The sequence below is a fragment of the Paenibacillus hamazuiensis genome (assembly GCF_023276405.1).
In the GTDB taxonomy this organism is placed as follows: domain Bacteria; phylum Bacillota; class Bacilli; order Paenibacillales; family NBRC-103111; genus Paenibacillus_AF; species Paenibacillus_AF hamazuiensis.
The window spans coordinates 3,090,800-3,111,899 of record NZ_JALRMO010000001.1 but is presented as its reverse complement, the minus strand read 5'-3'; the positions used below and the strand labels follow the sequence as shown (position 1 = coordinate 3,111,899).

The 21,100-nt window shown below is 49.7% G+C and carries 23 protein-coding genes; all 23 read left to right on the top strand.

Annotation, left to right across the window (positions count from 1 at the left end; genetic code table 11):
* Positions 1-7: 7 nt before the first annotated feature.
* A complete protein-coding gene (fliF, locus tag MYS68_RS13690) occupies positions 8-1,609 on the top strand; it encodes a flagellar basal-body MS-ring/collar protein FliF (RefSeq protein WP_248926377.1) in 1,602 nt (533 codons plus the stop codon).
* A gap of 11 nt (positions 1,610-1,620) precedes the next feature.
* Entirely contained in the window at positions 1,621-2,637 is a 1,017-nt protein-coding gene (gene fliG, locus MYS68_RS13685) for a flagellar motor switch protein FliG (protein WP_248926376.1), read from the top strand.
* Positions 2,630-3,448, top strand: a complete 819-nt coding sequence (locus tag MYS68_RS13680; RefSeq protein ID WP_248926375.1) for a FliH/SctL family protein — start codon at positions 2,630-2,632, stop codon at positions 3,446-3,448. Before fliG ends, MYS68_RS13680 begins: the two co-directional genes overlap by 8 nt.
* Positions 3,449-3,451: 3 nt before the next feature.
* Positions 3,452-4,774, top strand: coding sequence for a flagellar protein export ATPase FliI (fliI, locus tag MYS68_RS13675; protein ID WP_248926374.1), 1,323 nt, complete (start codon positions 3,452-3,454; stop codon positions 4,772-4,774).
* Between the two features lie 9 nt (positions 4,775-4,783).
* The gene (gene fliJ / locus MYS68_RS13670) at positions 4,784-5,224 is read left to right on the top strand and encodes a flagellar export protein FliJ (RefSeq protein WP_248926373.1); all 441 of its coding nucleotides are present in this window, start codon (positions 4,784-4,786) and stop codon (positions 5,222-5,224) included.
* A gap of 33 nt (positions 5,225-5,257) precedes the next feature.
* Positions 5,258-6,175, top strand: coding sequence for a MotE family protein (locus tag MYS68_RS13665; protein ID WP_248926372.1), 918 nt, complete (start codon positions 5,258-5,260; stop codon positions 6,173-6,175).
* A 30-nt stretch (positions 6,176-6,205) separates the two neighbouring features.
* Complete coding sequence (locus tag MYS68_RS13660) at positions 6,206-7,852, top strand: flagellar hook-length control protein FliK (protein WP_248926371.1); 1,647 nt, start codon at positions 6,206-6,208, stop codon at positions 7,850-7,852.
* A gap of 30 nt (positions 7,853-7,882) precedes the next feature.
* Positions 7,883-8,344 carry a flagellar hook capping FlgD N-terminal domain-containing protein gene (locus MYS68_RS13655; RefSeq protein WP_420852119.1) on the top strand — a complete coding sequence of 154 codons (462 nt, stop codon included), beginning with the start codon at positions 7,883-7,885 and terminating at the stop codon, positions 8,342-8,344.
* On the top strand, positions 8,341-8,724 hold the full coding sequence (locus MYS68_RS13650) for a TIGR02530 family flagellar biosynthesis protein (RefSeq protein WP_248926369.1): 384 nt from the start codon (positions 8,341-8,343) through the stop codon (positions 8,722-8,724). The genes MYS68_RS13655 and MYS68_RS13650 overlap by 4 nt, the downstream gene beginning before the upstream one ends.
* Positions 8,725-8,836: 112 nt before the next feature.
* Positions 8,837-9,685, top strand: coding sequence for a flagellar hook-basal body complex protein (locus tag MYS68_RS13645; protein ID WP_248926368.1), 849 nt, complete (start codon positions 8,837-8,839; stop codon positions 9,683-9,685).
* Positions 9,686-9,741: 56 nt separating this feature from the next.
* The gene (locus MYS68_RS13640; RefSeq protein ID WP_248926367.1) at positions 9,742-9,963 is read left to right on the top strand and encodes a flagellar FlbD family protein; all 222 of its coding nucleotides are present in this window, start codon (positions 9,742-9,744) and stop codon (positions 9,961-9,963) included.
* A complete protein-coding gene (locus MYS68_RS13635; protein ID WP_248926366.1) occupies positions 9,964-10,440 on the top strand; it encodes a flagellar basal body-associated FliL family protein in 477 nt (158 codons plus the stop codon).
* A 43-nt stretch (positions 10,441-10,483) separates the two neighbouring features.
* Positions 10,484-11,482, top strand: a complete 999-nt coding sequence (fliM, locus tag MYS68_RS13630; protein WP_248926365.1) for a flagellar motor switch protein FliM — start codon at positions 10,484-10,486, stop codon at positions 11,480-11,482.
* The gene (gene fliY, locus MYS68_RS13625) at positions 11,472-12,749 is read left to right on the top strand and encodes a flagellar motor switch phosphatase FliY (RefSeq protein WP_248926364.1); all 1,278 of its coding nucleotides are present in this window, start codon (positions 11,472-11,474) and stop codon (positions 12,747-12,749) included. The genes fliM and fliY overlap by 11 nt, the downstream gene beginning before the upstream one ends.
* 40 nt (positions 12,750-12,789) lie before the next feature.
* Entirely contained in the window at positions 12,790-13,152 is a 363-nt protein-coding gene (locus tag MYS68_RS13620; RefSeq protein WP_248926363.1) for a response regulator, read from the top strand.
* Positions 13,153-13,202: 50 nt separating this feature from the next.
* Positions 13,203-13,841 (top strand): flagellar biosynthetic protein FliO, encoded by a 639-nt coding sequence (locus tag MYS68_RS13615; RefSeq protein ID WP_248926362.1) that lies wholly within the window; start codon positions 13,203-13,205, stop codon positions 13,839-13,841.
* Between the two features lie 5 nt (positions 13,842-13,846).
* Complete coding sequence (fliP, locus tag MYS68_RS13610) at positions 13,847-14,602, top strand: flagellar type III secretion system pore protein FliP (protein ID WP_420852218.1); 756 nt, start codon at positions 13,847-13,849, stop codon at positions 14,600-14,602.
* A gap of 23 nt (positions 14,603-14,625) precedes the next feature.
* Positions 14,626-14,895 carry a flagellar biosynthesis protein FliQ gene (fliQ, locus tag MYS68_RS13605; RefSeq protein WP_248926360.1) on the top strand — a complete coding sequence of 90 codons (270 nt, stop codon included), beginning with the start codon at positions 14,626-14,628 and terminating at the stop codon, positions 14,893-14,895.
* A 4-nt stretch (positions 14,896-14,899) separates the two neighbouring features.
* A complete protein-coding gene (fliR, locus tag MYS68_RS13600) occupies positions 14,900-15,697 on the top strand; it encodes a flagellar biosynthetic protein FliR (RefSeq protein ID WP_248926359.1) in 798 nt (265 codons plus the stop codon).
* A gap of 21 nt (positions 15,698-15,718) precedes the next feature.
* A complete protein-coding gene (flhB, locus tag MYS68_RS13595) occupies positions 15,719-16,810 on the top strand; it encodes a flagellar biosynthesis protein FlhB (protein ID WP_248926358.1) in 1,092 nt (363 codons plus the stop codon).
* 35 nt (positions 16,811-16,845) lie between these two features.
* Positions 16,846-18,879 (top strand): flagellar biosynthesis protein FlhA, encoded by a 2,034-nt coding sequence (gene flhA, locus MYS68_RS13590; RefSeq protein ID WP_248926357.1) that lies wholly within the window; start codon positions 16,846-16,848, stop codon positions 18,877-18,879.
* Positions 18,876-20,222, top strand: coding sequence for a flagellar biosynthesis GTPase FlhF (flhF, locus tag MYS68_RS13585; RefSeq protein ID WP_248926356.1), 1,347 nt, complete (start codon positions 18,876-18,878; stop codon positions 20,220-20,222). Before flhA ends, flhF begins: the two co-directional genes overlap by 4 nt.
* Positions 20,215-21,087 carry a MinD/ParA family protein gene (locus MYS68_RS13580; protein ID WP_248926355.1) on the top strand — a complete coding sequence of 291 codons (873 nt, stop codon included), beginning with the start codon at positions 20,215-20,217 and terminating at the stop codon, positions 21,085-21,087. Before flhF ends, MYS68_RS13580 begins: the two co-directional genes overlap by 8 nt.
* Positions 21,088-21,100 lie beyond the last annotated feature (13 nt).

Below are 21,100 nucleotides of genomic sequence, written 5' to 3'. Positions count from 1 at the left end.
TGAAAAAGTGAACGAGAATATTATCCAATATTGGAACAGAATTACCCAATATTGGAATCAGTTTAGCAGAACGCAAAAAATCACTTTTATTGCCACTGTAGTGTTGATTATCCTTACAGTCGGTATCATCAGTTATAATTTTTCGAAAACGGAATACGCACTGGCATACACGAATTTGCAGCCAAGCGATGCCGCCGCCATTAAAGGTTATCTGGACGGTGCCAAAATTCCATACCAACTCAGCGAAGACGGCAAAAGCATCGGCGTTCCGAGAAGCCAGGTGGCCAGCGTGAAGCTTGCCGTCGAATCGCAAGGTTTGAACAAAAACGGCAACGTCGGCTACGGGGCTTTTAACAGCAGCAGCACGTTCGGCACGACCGACAAGGAATTCAACGTCAAATATATCAACGCGGTTCAAGGAGAACTGCAGCAGTTGATCAACCAAAACAACGCGATTGCGAGCTCCAAGGTGCTTATCAATCTGCCGGAAGAATCGGTATTTCTGCCGAAAGGGAAAGAGAAGGAGAAAGCGTCCGCATCGGTCGTTCTGAACATTAAGCCGGGGTATACGCTCGATCAAAACAAGGTCGATACGATGTACAATCTGGTTTCGCACAGTGTGAAGGATTTGCCGATCGAAAACATCACGATTTCCAATCAGGACGGGGAGACGCTTCCGTACTCCAAAACCAGCAACCAATTGACGGCAAGCAATCTGGCGACGCAGCAATTTGAAATCAACAATCAATTCCGAAACGAGATTCAGCGCAACGTCCAGCAGATGCTGGGCGCCATTCTCGGCCGGGATAAAGTTATCGTCAACGTATTTTCAACCATGAATTTCGACCAGCGGAATACACGCGAGCAATTGGTAACCGCTCCGAATACGATAGATCAAAGAGGTTTGGAAATTTCCGTTCAGGAGATTCAGAAAAATTACAACAGCGATGGCGGAGCCAACAACGGTGGCGTGCCGGGAACGGGGGCAACGGACGTTCCGGGCTACCCGGGAAGCTCCAACACGGGCAATTCCAAATCGGAAGAGACGCAAAGAACCGTTAACTACGAAGTGAACCGGATTACGAACGAAATCGTCGCAACGCCATATGTCGTTAAAGATTTGACAATTAACGTCGGCATTGAACCGCCGGACCCGAATGACCCGAACTCGCTCACGCAAGAAACCAAGGATGCGGTACAAAAAATTCTTGTAAACGTCGTAAGAGCGGCTTTGGCCGATAATAAGCAGCAGTTAACTGAACAAGATCTGAACAACAAGGTAAGCGTGTTTGCCCATTCTTTTGCAAGGCCGAATACGGGCACCGGTTTAAGCTCGAACGCCATGCTGCTTTACGGCGGACTCGGCGGCATCGCTCTTGCGCTCATTGCAGCCGGCGTATATATCATGATTCGCAGAAGAAGAGCGGCGCAGCTTGCCGAAGAAGAAGAGCTTGCAGCAGCGGCGTCGCCGGCCAAAGTCGAGTTCCCGACGATCGACATTGATAATGTGAGTAACGAAAATCAGGTGCGCAAGCAGCTGGAACAGCTCGCCAAGAGAAAACCGGAAGATTTCGTCAATTTGCTTCGTACCTGGTTAGTAGATGAATAGGGGTGTACGTGTTGGCTAAAGGTCAGCAGCAGCTATTAAGCGGACGCCAAAAAGCGGCCATTTTATTGATCAGTTTAGGACCTGAAGTGTCGGCACAAATTTTCAAGCACCTTCGCGACGAAGAAATCGAGCAGCTTACTCTGGAAATTGCTAATGTCCGCAAAGTGGATAACGAAGAGAAAGAAGCTATTTTGATGGAGTTTCATCAAATTTGTTTAGCGCAGGAATTCATTTCGCAAGGCGGTATTTCTTACGCCAAGGAAATATTGGAAAAGGCGCTCGGATCGCAGAAAGCTTTCGACATCATCAATCGTTTGACGGCGACGCTGCAGGTCAGACCGTTTGATTTTGCCCGTAAGGCGGAGCCGGCCCAGATCCTGAACTTTATCCAAAACGAAAATTCTCAGACGATCGCGCTCGTGCTGGCCTACTTGCAGCCGGAGCAGGCTTCCATTATTTTATCGTCGCTGCCGCAGGATAAACAGGCGGATGTGGCCAAACGGATCGCCTTGATGGACAGCACTTCCCCGGAAGTGATCAGCCAGGTCGAAAGAGTGCTGGAACAAAAGCTATCCGCGACGGTCACTCAAGATTATACGAATGCCGGCGGCATTACCGCTATCGTACAAATTTTGAACGGCGTCGACCGCGGTACGGAACGTACGATCCTTGATTCTCTGGAGATTCAGGATCCTGAACTTGCCGAAGAGATCAAGAAGCGGATGTTCGTCTTTGAAGATATCGTTAATATCGACAACCGTTCCATCCAGAGAATCATACGCGATATCGAAAACGCCGACCTTCAGCTTGCTCTTAAAGTGGCCAGCGAGGAAGTCCGCGATGCGATCTTCAAAAATATGTCCAAGCGGATGGCCGAAACATTTAAAGAAGAAATGGAGTATATGGGTCCTGTCCGTTTGCGTGACGTGGAAGAGGCCCAGACCCGCATCGTCGCCACAATCCGCCGTCTGGAAGAAGCCGGCGAAATCATTATAGCCCGTGGCGGAGGGGATGATATTATTGTCTAATGTCATCAAATTTTTCCAGTATACTTCGTTGGATGACAAAAAGCTGGTCGAGAGCGGTCCTAAACCGTCTCTTTCCGCTTTAGAGTCGGAATCCGCCGGAGCGTCGCCGGACGAACATCCCGATGTTCTGCAGGCCCAGGCGATGAAAGAACAAATTTTGCAGGATGCCGAGGCGTTTGCCGAGCAGCAAATACGCACCGTCATGGAAGAAACGGCCGCAATGAGGGAGCAGGCGGAAGCCGAGATCCGGGCTTGGTGGGATCAACGCAGAAGCGAAGACCAGGAGCACATCGAGCTTGCCAAACAAATGGGCTTCGAACAAGGCTTCCAGCAAGGAACGCTCCAAGCGGAGCAGCAGGTGAGAGACCAGTTCCAAGAAATGATCGACCAGGCCAAAAGCGTGCTCGAGCAATCCTATCTATTAAAAGAACAATTGATCCAGGAATCCGAACCGTTTCTGATCGAGCTGAGCTGCGCTATCGCGGAAAAAATTATCGCACGGCAGCTTACGCTGGAGCAGGAATGGGTGATCGATCTGGTCCGCAGCATACTGGTTCGCCGGAAAGAACAGGGAATCATTACTTTGTGCGTGTCGCCGCAGCATTTTTCATATATCCAAGATGCCCGCGAAGAGCTTGTTTTGCACATCGACTCGCAGGCGGAGCTGCAAATTATACCCGATGCCAGCGTAGCCGACCACGGCTGTGTGGTCCGATCTTCCTTCGGCAGCATCGACGCCCGCATCGACACGCAGCTGCATGAAATCAAGAACGCGCTTCGCCAGCTGGCTATCCGAAACGAAGGGATGTAACGTATGGTTAGTGTTCCGCAAACCTCCAAGTATTTGGAACATTTACGCCAAGTCGACCCTATCCGCGTCAACGGCAAGGTCACGCAGGTCATCGGGTTAACTGTGGAATCGGAAGGGCCCGACGCGAGCGTTGGCGACGTTTGTTACATCTATCCGTTTAAGTCCCAGGAGCCGCTTAAAGCGGAAGTGGTCGGGTTCAAAAACAACAAGGTTATCTTGATGCCGCTTGGCGAGCTGCATTCGATCGGCCCCGGCTGCGACGTCGTCGGAACGGGGCGAACTTTAACGGTGCAAGTCGGACACGAGCTTCTCGGTAAAGTGCTCGACGGGCTTGGACAACCGCTGGACGGAACGTTCCTGCCGTCGCGTATGACTCATTATTCGACCAATAACACACCGAGCAATCCGCTGAAGCGCCCGCGGGTTCTGGAACCGATCAGCGTTGGCGTCCGCTGCATCGACGGGCTGCTTACGATCGGCAAAGGGCAGCGCGTCGGTATATTCGCCGGTTCCGGCGTGGGCAAAAGCACCCTGATGGGGATGATTGCCCGCAATACTTCCGCCGACGTCAACGTAATCGCGCTCATTGGCGAACGCGGGCGCGAGGTGCTTGATTTTATCGAGCGGGATCTAGGTCCCGAAGGGCTGGCTCGCTCGGTCGTCATCGTGGCGACCTCGGATCAGCCGGCGCTGATCCGCATCAAGGGGGCGCTGATCGCAACCAGCATCGCCGAATATTTTCGGGACCGCGGCCTCAATGTCATGCTGATGATGGACTCCGTCACCCGGTTTGCCATGGCGCAGCGCGAAGTCGGACTTGCCGTCGGCGAACCGCCGGCTACCCGAGGTTACACGCCTTCGGTGTTTGCGATGCTGCCGAAGCTGCTGGAGCGTTCGGGAACCGGGCCGAAAGGATCGATTACCGCGTTTTATACCGTGCTTGTGGACGGCGATGATATGAATGAACCTATAGCCGATGCCGTTCGCGGCATTTTGGACGGACACATCGTATTGAACCGCAATATCGCCCACAGAGGTCACTATCCGGCCATTGACGTACTCGCGAGCGTAAGCCGGGTGATGAAGGAGATCGTTCCTAAGGAGCAGCAGTTTGCTGCGGAAAATCTGAAGAGGCTGCTTTCCATTTACAAGGATTCGGAAGATCTCATTAATATAGGGGCGTACCAAAAAGGTTCGAATCCGGAGATCGACCTTTCTATGGAATATATCCAATCCATTTGGGATTACACCAAGCAGCGAGTAGACGAAAAGTTGACTTATACCGAAGCGGTCGAACGATTAATCGCAGAATTTTACAGGGGATGATGAAAGCCGATGCGTTTTCAGTATGCTTTTCAAAAAATCGTCGATTTGAAAAACAACGAAAGAACGCAAGCCGAATGGGTATTATCCCAAGCCATCGGCCAGCTCAATTCCGAAAAAGAATCTCTCGCGAGCCTGCATTCCGCCAAAGAGGAGATGCAGCAGGAGCTTTTTGCCGTAACTGCCGGAAAAACGACGATTTCCCAGCTTAAGCTGCTGCAGCATTACGTGGATCACATCGATCAACAAATCGTTTTGAAAAACGAGCACGTGGAGCAGGCGCAAAAGGTCGTTTTAACGAAGCAGGAGCATTTGACGGACAAAATGGTGGAAGAGAAAGTTTGGAACAAGGCGAAGGAAAAGGCTTTCCGAAATTTTACGGAGAAGCTGATGAAACAGGAACAGCAAGCCTTGGACGAAATGGCCACGAATCGATTTCAAAGGATGTTGTAGCATCACAATTGAAGTGCCCAAGAGGTGAAGAGAATGGCAAACGCGGATGTGGAAAATTCATCGTCATACAGTGCATTTGAACGTTTCTTGATATGGTTTCTCATTCCGTTTGTGTTTACGGCCGTACTGCTCGGGGTTTTGCTCACGATTTTCGGCTACGATATTAAAGGTGATGTGCTGAAGGCAGCAGAAAAAATTCCCGGACTTAGCAAAGTGCTTCCCGCACCCAAAACGAATGCCGACTCCAAGACGGCGGCAAACAGCCAGCAGCAGACGGAAGACAAGGCGCAGTCTCAGGATCAAATGTCGGCGCTGGTCAACCAGAAGCTTGCGGAGAAGGATGCGGAGCTGCAAAAGGCGGAAGAGGCGATTCGGCAGCGCGATCAAACGATCAAGGACCTGCAGGCGAAAAGTAGCTCGCTGGATGACAAAGTTAAGCAAAAGACGCAAAGCGACGATGAATATGCCACCCAAATCCAGCAGCTCGCATCCCTGTATGCGAAAATGAATCCGAGCAAATCGGCGCCGATAATTGAAAATTTGACGCCGCAGGAGCAGGTGCTTGTGCTCAGCATGATGAAACAGGACGATCGGGTGAAAATCCTCGAGAAGATGGACGCCAAAAAAGCGGCGGACGCTTCGATCATGCTGAAGGATCAGGTTTCCGTGAAGGATCGGGAAATCGCCGCATTGCAAGAGCGGTTGAAGCAGAACGAAGCGGCGAACAAATCGACGCAAAAGCTGTCCAAAGACGATCTTGGTTCCACTTTCGCGAACATGACACCGAAAAGCTCTGCAACGGTGCTGCTGGAAATGCAAAACAGCAACCCGGACAAAGTCATCTCGATTCTCAGTTCGATGGATAGTCAGGGACGTTCTAAAATCATCGCCGCCATGGCCGATATTTCCAAAGAAACCGCAGCGCTTATTTCGGCCAGACTGGCTCAATAACAACACTTGAAAGGAGGTGAACAATAAACGATGGATATTCAAATGCAAACATCAATGCCCGCAGCTCCGACAGCCGTAACCGGCGGGGGTTCCGCCGGCGGAGGCAAGCCGGCGGCGAGCGCAGCCGACATCATGAACAACGGACAAAATGGCGGTTTTTTAAGCGCACTGAACGCACTGATGGCGGGCAATGGAGATCCGCAAACGGCGCTAGGCAATTTATCGATGCCGGAACTGATTCAATTGGTCAGCGCGATTTTGCCTAATGTGAAGGATGTTTCAGCCGACCAGCAGGTAAGCATTCCGCAGATGGAAGCGGGGATAGCCAAGCTTCTGGAAGCACTCCAAGGCGATCAGGATCAGGCTGAGCAGCTTGTTTCGAGCGACGGCATGCAGCAGCTTCTTGCGCAAATTCAAATGTTTTTGCTGGTCCTGCCGCAAACTCCGTCCGCCGAGCTGCCTGACCAGGAGACGTTGAAAGATTCGGAAGATGCACCGACTTTGGTCGATCCGCTTCAAACGGGAGACTTGGCCGTGCTGCCGGAACCGCTCGACAGCGACCTGTTCGTACCTTTGCACCAGCAGCTTCCCGATGCGAAATCCGCCACGGACAAGACGATATCTGGGCAAGCGGCAGGCCAAAAGTTTCAAGTTCAGGATGCAAAAGAACTGCTGACGGTATTATCTGCGGTACTTCCCTTTACTGCCGATCGCGCAGAAGTGACGCAATTAAGCGCTGAACTACAGAAAGCAGTTGCGTCGATAAAGAATGCGGGTCAGGACGCGAAAATAACGGAGCCTTCCGGCGTTAACGGCAGCTCCGACAATGTCAAAATTTCCGCGGATCCGACGGTTTCAAGCGCAATTGCGCAAGCGAAGCCGGAAGTGGGCAAACCGGTCGTAACGGCAAGAGGACAAAGCAAGCATGCCGCACCGGTGGAGGCTCTTCTCAGCAACGATTCGGAGAATAGCGATGTGGTCGTTGAGAACGTCGTGACTGCGGCAGTCCCCAAATCGAAATTAGAGCTGCTTGCCGCTAAAGCACTTTTGTCCAACCCGATGATCAAGCATGTCATTGCTCAAGGAGATGACGAACCCCAATCTTCTTCGGCTAACGAAGAGACGGTTACTTCGACTCCTTCGGTTCAAGTGCACGATCTTTTGAAAACGTTGAATCCGAAGGATAACTCGGTTAAGCTGCCAGCTCAGCCGGTGCCCGTTCAGCGTTTCTCCGAAGAGATGACCCAGTTTGTCGTTAAAAACTTGCGGGTGACGTTGGCTAACGGTTTATCGGAAGCAAAAATTTCGCTGGCACCTGAGCATCTCGGTCATGTCGATGTGAAAATTACCGTACATAACGGGCAGGTGGTAGCCCAATTTATGGCCGATACCGTGGCAGGCAAGGAAATGCTCGAGAGCCAGCTCAGCCAGCTCAGAACGAACCTGCAAAGCCAAGGGATTGCGGTGGATAAGCTGGAAGTGAGCCAAAGCCCGAATCTGCAATCCGGCATGTTCCAGGATTCGCGCGGACAGCAATCGCAGCAGCAATCCGGTCGTCAATCCAAAGGCAATAAATCAGGCTCCGGATTTGAGGCGGCGGCTGATGAAGCTGTTCAAAGCGTGACCGGTTCCGTATCAGGGACATTGGATAACGGCACTATCGATGTAACGGCATAATAATGGTAGTAATGATTTAACCGGCAGGAGGTGAAACGATTGTCTGACGCGATCAGCACGAAAAACGTTTGGCCTTATTACTCCAAAACGAACGTCGCCAACGCAGGCACTTCAACGGAAAAAGACAAAAACTCGCTTGGTCAGGACGCTTTCTTGAAAATCCTGATTACACAGCTTAAAAATCAGGATCCGTCGCAGCCGCTCCAGGATAAGGAATTTATTGCCCAAATGGCTCAGTTCACATCCGTTGAGCAGTTGACCAATATGAGCAACGAAATGAAGCTGCTGCGTCAATCTTTAGGATTTGCCTCCAGTCTTATCGGCAAAGAGATTGCTTGGACATTAAAGGACAGCAACGGGCAGACGGTGACCAAAAGCGGTGTCGTGGAATCCATTTCGGTAAAAGACGGAGTCCAATCCGCGGAAGTGAAGGGGGAGAAAATTCCTCTGGAACAGATTACTAAAATCGCGAATGCAGGGGAAGGACAATGACCGAGCGCATATCTGTAGGACATTTATATCCCAATGCCAGACCGCCTGCTTCAACAAAACGGATTTCGGGTCAAGAAAACGCCGCGAACACGGGCAAGTCGTTCCAAAACTTACTCCAGGATTCGCTCGTCCGTTTCAGTCATCATGCCGAAGTGAGGCTGCAGCAAAGGGGAATACAGCTGAAGCCCGAGCAGCTGGCGAAAATTGAATCGGCGATCGATAAAGCTGCGGCCAAAGGCGCCAAAGATTCGCTTATGCTGCTTAATGATATGGCCCTTATCGTCAACATCAAGAACCGTACCGTCGTCACGGCGCTGGACGGTTCGTCCATGAAAGACAACGTGTTTACGCAAATCGATAGTGCGGTCATCATTTCGTAAATCGCATTATATAGGCTGGCCCGACCCGGAAAGCCTGTACCGAACTGCCGACCGACTGAAGCAGTTCATCATTTTCCATTCGTCAGCAACATTCCAAGGAGGAATTGTGTAGATGCTAAGATCCCTTTATTCGGGCGTATCCGGCATGAGAGGTTTTCAAACGAAATTGGACGTCATCGGCAATAATATCGCTAACGTCAACACGGTTGGTTTCAAAGCCGGCAGGGTTATGTTTAAAGATATTATGAGTCAGACGATTTCCGGTGTTTCAGCATCTGTTAATGGCGACAGAGGCGGAGTCAATGCGAAGCAAATCGGTCTGGGGGTTTCGGTTTCGGCGATCGATACCATTCATACTCCCGGCAGTGCGATGACCACTAACGTGCCGACGGACCTGCGCATCGACGGTGACGGATTTTTTGCAGTCAAAGGCGATGCAGCACAAACGGAGCCATATTTAACCCGCGCGGGCAATTTCATTGTCGACGCCAATAATCAGCTGGTTACCGCTGACGGCATGTTTGTATTAGACAGTGACGGCGGAACCATCGATTTGGATGATTTTGCTCCTGTCACCGCCTATTCGATCTCGAACTCCGGCGAAATCATTACGGTGGATGATCAAGGAAATTCGAATCCTACCGGGAGGTTCATTGCTGTAGTCAAAGTATCGAATCCGTCCGGTTTGGAGAAAATCGGCGGAAACCTGTATCGGACGACTCCAAACTCGATGAACAGCGATACTTTTGCAACCGTAGCTGATGGATGGGGTAACTGGACGGCTAATAACGCTACATTGGGTACAGGTGCCATCATCTCCGGCCAGCTGGAGATGTCGAACGTGGACCTGACCGCCGAATTCACTGAAATGATCGTCGCTCAGCGCGGCTTCCAGGCGAACTCGCGTATTATTACGACCTCCGACGAGGTATTGCAGGAAGTCGTTAATCTGAAGCGCTAATCCGATAGTGGGGGAGCCAGGCCTCCCCCTACTTTTTCGTAAAAGACGGAGGGTACATGATATCCGTAAGCCGCCTCAATGGCAAAAAAATCGTGATCAACGCCATATTGATAGAATCGATCGAAGAGACCCCGGATACGATGATTACGTTAACCAACGGAAAAAAAATAATTGTTCTCGAAAAGATGAGCGATGTGGTAAGCTTAGTGCACAACTACATGCAGTCGATCGGAGCCGTCAATGCAACGATCAAGAGCTTGGATTCGGAGGGGTTGTAGTTGCTTAAAAGTAAAGTATTTATTATGGTGATCGCCATATTGATTGCTATAACCTTGATTTTGACTGCTGCTTTTGTTTTATGGAACTACATGGAGAAATCTACGCAGAGCCCGCAGGAAGCGGCGCAAACTTCCGTAAAGGAAGTAAAGCCTGCCAAAAAGCTGACAGCGGACGAATCGAAGGAAAATACGGTAATCATTAAAGATATTTTGACCAATTTATCCGGAAACGACAAATTTATTAAAGCGAGCTTCGCGTTCGAACTCGAAAACAAAAAAGCGAAAGACGAATTTGAGAAGCTCGACTTTAAAATGAAAGCGATCATTATCCAGACGTTGGCTGACATGACTGTTGAACAAATTCAAGGAAGCAAAGGCGCCGATCAGTTAAACGCCGTTTTGATGAACAAGATGAACCCTTTGCTTACGCAGGGCAAGTTAGTCCAAATATGGATTACCGATAAAGTGCTGCAGTAACGGTTCCATGTTTTTCAATTGGCTTTAAAGGGGGTGACTCTATATGGTAGATGTACTTTCACAGAACGAGATAGACGCCTTGCTTGCTGCGCTTTCTTCCGGTGAAATGGATGCGGAAGAACTGAAAAAAGAAGAGACGCAGAAGAAGGTCCGTGCGTACGATTTTAAAAGAGCGGTTCGATTTTCAAAAGACCACATCCGCAGTTTAACCAGAATCCATGAAAATTTTGCCCGTTATTTAACGACGTATTTTTCGGCGCAGCTCCGCACATTCGTACAAATCAATGTCGTTCAAGTGGAACAGCTGCCTTACGACGAATTTATCCGTTCCATTCCGAAGATGACGATCTTGAATATTTTCGAGGCCGAGCCGCTTGAAGGAAGGATGGTTCTGGAGGTTCACCCGAATGTGGCTTTTGCCATGCTGGATCGGCTGCTCGGAGGTTCGGGCACGTCGCCGTCAAAGATTACCGCTCTGACTGAAATTGAAACTATCGTCATGGAGCGTATATTCAGCAGAGCTTTTGAAAGCTTGCAGGAAGCCTGGAAAACGGTCATAGACCTTTCCCCCCGGCTCGAGGCGCTGGAGACGAACCCTCAGTTCATGCAAATCGTATCGCCCAACGAAACGATTGCTCTGATTTCGCTCAGCACGAAAATCGGCGATACGACCGGCATGATCAACCTTTGTATCCCTCATGTCGTCATTGAGCCGATTATGCCCAGATTGTCGGTACACCACTGGTTCGTTTCTCAGAAAAAAACGAGAGCTCCGGAGGAAATTACCGCATTGCAATCACGGCTGCATAAAGCCAAGCTGCCGATAATCGCCGAGCTCGGCAATTCTGTCATTTCCGTGCACGAATTTTTGAATTTGTCCGTCGGAGATGTCATTTCATTAAATAAACCAGTGGATGAGCTGCTTGATATCAAATTGGGAGAAAAATTGAAGTTCAGAGGCAGCCCGGGTACTGCAAGAGGCAAAATGGCCGTGCAGATCGCCGAAATTATCCACGAAGGAGCAGAAGAACATGACGAATAATAAAGATTATTTGTCACAAGAGGAGATCGACGCCTTGCTTCGGCAGACGTCGGAGGATAGCGGTGACGGCGGCGGGCAAGGTTCGTTCGGTCTGAGCATCGACAGCTATTTGTCCTCGTTGGAGCAGGATGCTTTAGGGGAAATAGGCAACATCACATTCGGAAGCGCGGCTACGGCTTTGTCTACCTTGCTTGGCAAAAAAGTCGATATCACAACGCCGAAAGTTTCCATTATCGCTCAGGAAGAGCTGCACAAGGAGTTTCCGAAACCTCATGTCGCCGTTCATGTCAATTATGTGGACGGGTTCGACGGCATCAACCTGCTTGTAATTAAAACAAGAGATGCCCAGGTGATTGCCGATTTGATGATGGGAGGAGACGGTCATGTTCAGGAAGGAGCGGAACTGAGCGAAATTCATGTCAGCGCCGTCCAGGAAGCGATGAACCAGATGATGGGATCGTCGGCCACTTCCATGTCGACGATATTCAACCGGTTCGTCAACATTTCTCCGCCCGGCATCGATATTATGAACCTGGCTCAGGGTAAAGGGGCAGATTCACTTCCAGAGGAAGACGTATTTATCAAGATTTCATTCCGGCTGACGATCGGCGATTTGATTGATTCCACGATCATGCAGCTGCTGCCTGTTCAGTTTGCCAAAGATATGGTTTCCATCCTGATGGGCGGTGGAGACACGAGTGTTCAGGATACGGCTCCTGTACCTGCTCCCGCTGAGAAGGAACCTGTTCATACTCCGCCTCCTGCGCAGCACCAGGCTCCGCCTATGCCGGACCCTTATGCGCAGCCGGATTACGGCTACCAGCAGCCGATGTACCAGCAACCGCCGATGGCACCGCAGCAGCCGATGTATCAACAGCCATATCCGCCGCAGCAGCCGGTATATCAGCAGCAGCCGCCTCCAACATACGGCGCCATGAACCGCAATGTAAACGTGCAGCCCGCACAATTCGGAGGATTCGGTCCTCCCCCCTTCACGCAGGCAGAGGAGACGAACCTGAATCTACTGCTGGACATACCGCTCAAGGTAACGGTAGAGCTGGGAAGAACGCACAAAGTCATTAAAGATATTTTAGAGCTTTCGCAAGGATCCATCATTGAGCTGGATAAGCTTGCCGGCGAACCTGTCGACATAATGGTCAACAATAAACTGATTGCCAAGGGCGAAGTCGTCGTTATCGACGAAAACTTTGGCGTCCGCGTAACGGACATTGTAAGCCAGTGGGATCGCATTCAAAAATTACAATAAACATCATCTATCAACTATATTCCAGGAGGACTGTATACAGATGGCTAACCGAATTTTAATTGTGGACGATGCAGCGTTTATGAGAATGATGATCCGTGATATCCTTACGAAAAACGGCTACGAAGTAGTTGGGGAAGCAAACGACGGCGCCCAGGCTATTGAAAAATTCAAGGAGCTGCGCCCCGACCTGATAACGATGGATATTACGATGCCGGAAATGGATGGCATCAACGCACTTAAGGAAATCAAGAAAATTGACCCTAACGCCAAAGTGATCATGTGTTCCGCTATGGGACAGCAGGCAATGGTTATCGATGCGATTCAAGCGGGGGCAAAAGACTTCATTGTGAAGCCGTTCCAGGCAGATCGCGTTATCGAGGCTATTAAAAAGACGTTGGGATAATGGCCGGCGCAAAGGAATGAGTCTGCAAATTTTCGAAAGGGATGTAACAATTGAAAAGACTCGTTGCCAAAATCAGTTGTTGGTCTGCCGGATGGATCATCTACTTAAATGGTTTGAGCTCGAAGTGTTTCGCCGAAGCTAACCCGGGAACAACCGGATCCGTAAACAGCGGGGCCCCGGATTTGTATCCTGGGGTTAGCTCCTTCGATACGTTTAAGATGATCGTTCAAGTTATTTTTTTTCTTATCGTTATTATCGGATTATTTTTCTTAATTATTAAGTTTTTATCGCAAAAAAATAAATTTTTTGGCTTCGGCCGATCGTTCCGTTCCTTAGGCGGGGTACCGCTCGGTACGAATAAATCGATTCAGGTCATCGAGCTTGGGAAATCCCTTTATGTCGTAGGAGTGGGAGACAACATTCAGCTCCTCGAAAAGATCGATGATCAGGACGAGGTGGAGTTTATCAAAGAGATGCTGTCCAGCCCGGCGAACACGGGACAAAGCTTGGATGTATTCGCAACCTGGCTGAACAAATGGAGAGGCCGGAAGCAAGAGGAAGATTTGGAAGAAGTGAATTCGTCATTTCAGCAAGTATTTATGAGCAAAATGCAAAACGTAACCAATCGCAAAAAGATGGTCGAACAATTAATGGATGAACAAAAAGCAGATCGGTTGAATGATAAGTAATGAAAATAAATACCGCACTCAAAGTTACCCTGCTGCTTTTCATTGTTTTTTCGCTGTGGAGCCAATCTGCGTTTGCGGCCGACCCTATTCCGGGCGTCAGTGTCAATATTGGCAATGCCGATTCCGCAACGGGCGCTTCGAGCACGGTCTCCATTCTTTTGCTGATCACTGTACTGAGCATTGCTCCGGGCATACTCGTACTTATGACCAGCTTTACGCGCATCGTCATCGTTTTGGGCTTCGTCAGAACTTCGCTTGGGACGCAGCAGATGCCGCCAAACCAGGTACTTGTCGGATTGGCTTTGTTTTTGACCTTCTTCATTATGGCTCCGACTTTGGGCGAGATTAACCAAAATGCGCTGCAGCCTTATTTAAACGGGCAAATCAACCAAACGACCGCACTCGAAAGAGCTGCGCTGCCGATCAAGCAATTTATGTTCGAGCATACCCGGCAAAAGGACCTGAAGTTGTTTTTGGATTATACAAAGGCTGACCCGCCAAGCGGAGTGGAAGATACGCCGATAACGGCTTTGATCCCGGCTTATGCGATCAGTGAGCTGAAGACGGCGTTCCAAATGGGCTTCATGATTTTTATCCCTTTTCTTGTCATCGACATGGTGGTGGCTAGTACGCTGATGGCGATGGGCATGATGATGCTGCCGCCCGTCATGATTTCGCTGCCTTTTAAAATTTTGCTGTTCATACTGGTTGACGGCTGGTATCTCGTCGTCAAGTCGCTGCTGCTCAGCTACAACTCATGACGATGCGGTAGGAGGAATAAGATGTGAGCTCGGAGTTTATTATTCGTCTGGCCGGCGAAGCGGTGTATACCACGCTGAAGGCAAGCGCCCCAATGCTTGTTCTTGCTTTGGTGGTCGGACTGGTCATAAGTATTTTCCAGGCGACTACGCAAATTCAAGAGCAAACCTTGGCCTTCGTTCCTAAAATCGTAGTCGTGCTGTTGTCCATTCTTATATTCGGACCGTGGATCTTGACTACGCTTGTAGAGTTTACGTTTAATCTGTTAAACAATTTGTACAAGTTCATAGGTTGACGTTATGGAGTTTATCACTCAATATTTTCCCGGACTTCTGCTCGTTTTTTGTCGGATTTCATCGTTCTTTGTCGTGGCGCCGGTGTTTTCTTCGCGAAACGTGCCGGCACCCTTTAAAATCGGGTTCATATGTTTTATCACGTTTATCACCTTCAGCATGGTGGGATTTTCGAGCAGCGTGACCTTCGACTCGCTCTACTGGCTTTCGATCGTAAGAGAACTGCTGATCGGCATCATCTTGGGATTTATTGCCTATATGTTTTTTACCGCAGTACAAATCGCCGGTTCCTTTATCGACATTCAGATGGGATTCGGCATTGCGAACGTCATCGATCCCATGACCGGAGCTTCGAGTCCGATGCTCGGCAACTTCAAGTACATGATCGCCATGCTGCTGTTTTTATCGTTAAACGGCCACCATTTTTTGCTCAAAGCGATTATGGAAAGCTATCAGTGGGTTCCGCTGAATAACGAGACGTTTGCGAAGGTGTACGGCGGGCAAATTTCCGAGTTTATGCTGCGGACGTTTGCTATGGTGTTCGCTCTGAGCCTGCAGATGGCGGCTCCGCTGATCGTCGCTTTTTTCTTGACGGATGTAGGACTTGGTTTTTTGGCCAGGGTGGCGCCGCAGTTTAACATCTTTGCGTTAGGGATGCCGCTCAAAATTTTTATCGGATTTGTTTTGCTCATCCTGTTATTTCCGGGTTTTCTCCTGATATTTCAGGATTTGTTTGCCTCCATGTTCGACTCGCTGCAAAAATTGACGAATGTTCTCGGAAACTCGGCGACCACACCCAGATAACTTGGAGAGGAGGAGCGCGAGGTGCAGCGGTTTGCTTTGCAGGTGGATCTTCAGTTATTTGCTGGTGAAAAAACGGAACCCGCGACTCCCAAGAAGAGGCAGGATGCCAGGCAAAAGGGCCAGGTTGCGAAAAGCATGGAGCTGCCGGCCGCATTTATTCTGTTTTTTTCTTTTTTAGGTTTTTATATGTTTGGCGGATATATGAAGCAGCAAATCGTTCATATGTTCAGATCGATATTCAACGATTATTTGAATTGGGATATTACCGCGGGCAATACGGAAGTTTTGTTTTATCAGCTGACAATGCAGACGCTTATAATTCTGGCCCCGATTTTTATACTGACCGTCGTAATTGCAGTGCTCGGAAACTATTTGCAATTCGGTTTCCTGATGACGACAGATCCGCTTATTCCGAAGTTTGAAAAGCTGAATCCGATCGAAGGGGCGAAAAAATTTTTTTCGATCCGGACCACCATTGAATTATTGAAGTCGGTATTCAAATTGACCATCATCGGTGTGGTTGTGTTTACGACATTGTGGAAAGAAAAATCGAGCCTGATGGACCTCGCGCGTATACCGCTCGAGAACATATTTACGTTTACGGCGTCGCTCACCTTGAATTTAGGTGTAAAAATCGGATTGATTTTGATTATAATGTCGGTCTTCGACCTGATCTATCAAAAGTTCGAATACGAAAAAAGCTTGCGCATGTCGAAGCAGGACATTAAGGATGAATTTAAGAAATCGGAAGGCGATCCGCTGATCAAGGGCAAGATCCGCGAGCGACAAAGAAAAATGGCCATGCAGCGGATGATGCAGGAGGTGCCGAAAGCGGATGTGGTCATCACAAACCCGACGCACTTTGCCGTGGCTTTGCAATATGACGCTAAGCAAATGCAAGCGCCGACCGTGATCGCCAAAGGGACCGACTACGTAGCGCTGAAAATTCGCGAGCTTGCCGAGCAAGAAGGCATTATTATCATGGAAAATAAACCGCTGGCACGGGCGCTGTATGCACAGGTGGAAATCGGGGAATCGATACCCGCCGATTTGTTTCAAGCGGTCGCCGAGGTGCTGGCATACGTATACAAAATCAAAGGCAAAGCCAATTAACGGCTTAATTTATTCTGGAAAGGAGGACATCTGCAATGAGAGCGAAAGATCTTGTTGTATTGATCGGCATTATCGGCATCGTATTGATGATGGTATTGCCGCTGCCCATCTGGTTGCTGGATGTCCTGCTCATCATCAACATCTCAGTCGCTTTGCTGATCATTCTCGTCGGGATGAATACGCAGGATGCGCTTCAGTTTTCAATTTTTCCTTCCCTGTTGTTAATCACAACTTTATTTCGCTTGGCGCTCAACGTATCGACAACAAGAAACATACTGGCTCACGCCGAAGCGGGCAGTGTGGTCAGAACCTTTGGTTCTTTCGTCGCCCAGGGAAATATTATTGTGGGCTTTGTCGTATTTATCATTTTGGTTCTGGTGCAGTTTATCGTTATAACCAAAGGTTCTGAGCGCGTTGCCGAGGTGGCCGCACGTTTTACGCTCGATGCGATGCCCGGCAAGCAAATGAGTATCGATGCCGACCTGAATGCAGGGATGATTAACGAGCAGCAGGCCAAGGAGCGCAGGGAAAGAATTTCCAAGGAAGCGGATTTTTACGGCGCCATGGACGGTGCGAGCAAATTCGTAAAAGGGGATGCCATTGCCGGCATTATTATCCTGATAATAAACCTGTTGGGCGGCCTCATTATCGGCATGTCGATGAAAGGCATGTCGATTTCCGAAGCCGGACAAATATATTCGATTCTGACGATCGGCGACGGTCTTGTCAGCCAAATCCCGGCGCTGCTTATTTCGACGGCTGCAGGACTTATCGTTACCCGCGCAACGTCGGACGGCAATTTGGCTCAAGACTTGACTTCGCAAATTTTATCTTATCCGAAGCTGCTGTACATCGTCGCAGGGACGATTGCCGTACTCGGCATCTTTACTCCGATCCACTGGTATATTGCGATTCCGATCGCCGTGCTTCTCGGGTTTGCCGCTCATAAAATGCAGCAAACGCAGGCCCGCAAGCAGGTGGAGGTGGAGCAGATGGAAGAAGAGCAGCAAATCGAGGAAGTGCGAAGCCCGGAAAGCGTCATCGGGCTGCTTCAGGTGGATCCAATCGAATTCGAATTCGGCTATGGGCTCATTCCGCTCGCCGATACGCAGCAAGGCGGCGATTTACTCGACCGAATTATCCTGATCCGGAGACAGTGCGCTCTCGAACTGGGAATCGTCGTTCCGGTCATACGGATTCGCGACAATATTCAACTAAAACCGAACGAATATGTTATCAAAATTAAAGGAAATATGGTCGCTCGCGGTGAATTATTACTTAATCACTACTTGGCAATGAGTCCGGGGATAGATGACGATTCCGTAACCGGGATAGAGACCACAGAACCGGCCTTCGGACTTCCGGCCCTGTGGATAGACGAAAATACGAAGGAAAGAGCGGAACTTTCCGGGTATACGGTCGTCGACCCGCCTTCGGTCGTCGCCACCCATTTGACCGAAGTGATCAAGAAACACGCACACGAGCTGATCGGACGCCAGGAAACGAAAGCGCTCGTGGAAAACGTCAAGGAAAATTACCCGGCACTTGTCGACGATCTTATCCCGAGCGTGTTATCCATCGGAGATGTGCAAAAAGTGCTTGCGAAGCTGCTCAAGGAAAAAATATCGGTCCGCGATCTGGTCACCATACTGGAAACTTTGGCCGATTACGGTTCCTACACGAAGGATCCGGAAATTTTGACTGAGTATGTCAGACAAGCTTTATCGAGGCAAATCACCCAGCAGTTTGCGGCGGCGGGCGATACGCTCAAAGTGATCACAATCGGTCCGCAGCTCGAGAAAAAAATTGCGGAATCGGTGCAGCAAAGCGATCAGGGAAGTTATCTTGCGCTGGATCCGACTTCATCGCAGATCATATACCAGCGGTTGAGCGAGCAAGTAAACAAGCTGCTTCAATCCGGTCAACAGCCGATCGTTCTTACATCCCCGACCATTCGCATGTACCTGCGCCAATTGCTGGAGAGGACGATGCAGGAAATTCCGGTTCTGTCCTACAGCGAACTTGAGCCGAGCGTTGAAATTCAAAGCATGGGGGTTGTCAACTTATGAGGGTAAAGCGCTACGTAGTTGATTCAATGCCGGATGCGCTCCAGAAAATCAGAACGGATCTCGGAAAAGACGCGGTTATTTTAAATACGAAAGAAGTGCGCTCGGGGGGATTTCTCGGTTTTTTCGCAAAGAAAAAGATTGAAGTGATTGCCGCTACGGACAGTTCCGTGTCATCGCCCACGGGAGGAGCCTCCGCTTCGACGGCCTCATCCAAAGCGAGCGCTGCGCCCAGGCCGGCCATACCGCAAGGGATGAATCCGTATGCGGCGGCGATGAAAAAATCGCAAACGGCTCCGGCTTCAGCTCAGGTTGCATTGCTTGACGAAGATCTGCCCAAGACCGGAGAGGATAAACACGAAACGTTCGTACAAGCTGCTCCCAAGCAGGCTCCGCCGGAGACGCTTGCCGCCGCTCCCATAACGTCATCTCCTGCGCCGGCCGTGTCCGCGGGCATGCCCCGGGAGGATGCTCTGCTCGAAGAAATCAAGCAAATGAAGGAAATGATGTTCAAGCTGTCTCATCAGCAAAAAGTGGTGTCCAAGCTGCCCCCGGCCTTGCAGACTCTGGAGGAAAGACTTCTTGCGCAAGAAGTGGAACCGATGATCGTGCAGCAATTGATCGAGCGGGTGCAAGCGGAAGCCGAGGAGCAGGGCGGAGCGGAAATCACGGAGACGTTTGCAGTTGACTCCGTCCGTCGCCAGCTCATGGACCTGTTAAAGTCCAGCCGAAGCAAACATATCGCTCCGGAAACGAAGGTGGCCCATTTCGTCGGTCCTACCGGTGTAGGAAAAACGACGACAATCGCCAAGCTGGCCGCAGAGCAGGTGCTCAAATATCAACGTAAAGTCGGGTTTATTACTTCGGACACCTATCGGATTGCCGCCGTGGACCAACTTAGGACGTATGCGACGATTTTGAACGTTCCGCTGGAGGTCGTATTTTCTCCGCAGGATTTGACCAAAGCGTTCAAGCAGCTTGAGGATCGGGACATCATTTTCATGGACACGGCCGGTCGCAATTTTCGCAATGAAATGTATGTATCCGAGCTCAACGCCCTCCTGCAGAGCAAAGGGGCCAGCGAAACGTTTCTTGCGCTCAGCTTGACGACGAAATACAAGGACATGAAAGCCATAGCGGGCAATTTCTCGAAGTTTAAACTCGACAAAGTCTTGTTCACCAAAATGGACGAAACGGACTCTTACGGGGCTATTGTAAATATTGTGAAAGATTTCGGTTTGCAGCTTTCCTATGTGACCAATGGGCAAAGCGTGCCGGATGACATCATCGAAGTGGACGAAATGCAAATCATTGATCAGCTATTGGAGGAACACAGCAATGAATGATCAGGCACAAGGTCTGCGGAACCTCGTTCAATCGCTGGGTGAAACACCTGCCAAGACAACCAGAATCATCACGGTAACAAGCGGGAAAGGCGGTGTGGGCAAGTCGAACTTTACGCTTAACTTTGCCCTGACGCTGCAAGCCAGAGGTTATAAGGTGCTCGTCTTTGATGCCGATATCGGTCTTGCCAACATTGATGTGCTGATGGGGATATCCCCTAAATACAATTTGTACCATTTGCTGAAAAAAGAAAAGACGATTTGGGAAATCGTGCAAACCGGCTACAACGACCTGTTGTTTATTGCCGGCGGCTCAGGCTTTAACGATCTGATCCGGCTCAGTGAAGATGACATCAATTACTTTGCGGATCAGGTAAACCAGTTAAACGGTCATGTCGATTTTATCATATTCGATACCGGAGCGGGTTTGTCCAAGGAAACGCTGAAATTCATTTTGGCCGCAGAGGAAGCGATCGTCGTCACGACGCCGGAACCAACCTCCATTACGGACGCTTATGCAATCATCAAGATGGTCAATTCGATGGACTATAAAGTGAATTTCAAGCTTGTCGTCAATCGGGTGGCCGATTACAAGGAAGGCAAGCAAACGGCAGATAAAATCAGCCTGGTGGCCAAGCAATTTCTGCAGCTGGATATACCTACACTCGGCTTCGTCGAGGATGACAGCAGCGTCTCCAAAGCGGTAAAAAAGCAAGTTCCTTTTACGATAGCCTTTCCGAACTCGCCGGCCGCCAAAGGGATTCAAGAGCTCGTCGATACATTTATTGCCAAGCAGCAGGTGTCGGAACCGAATACGGGAGCCGTTAAAGGGTTTATAAACAAGATGATGCGACTTTTGAAGCAATAACACCAAAATTTGA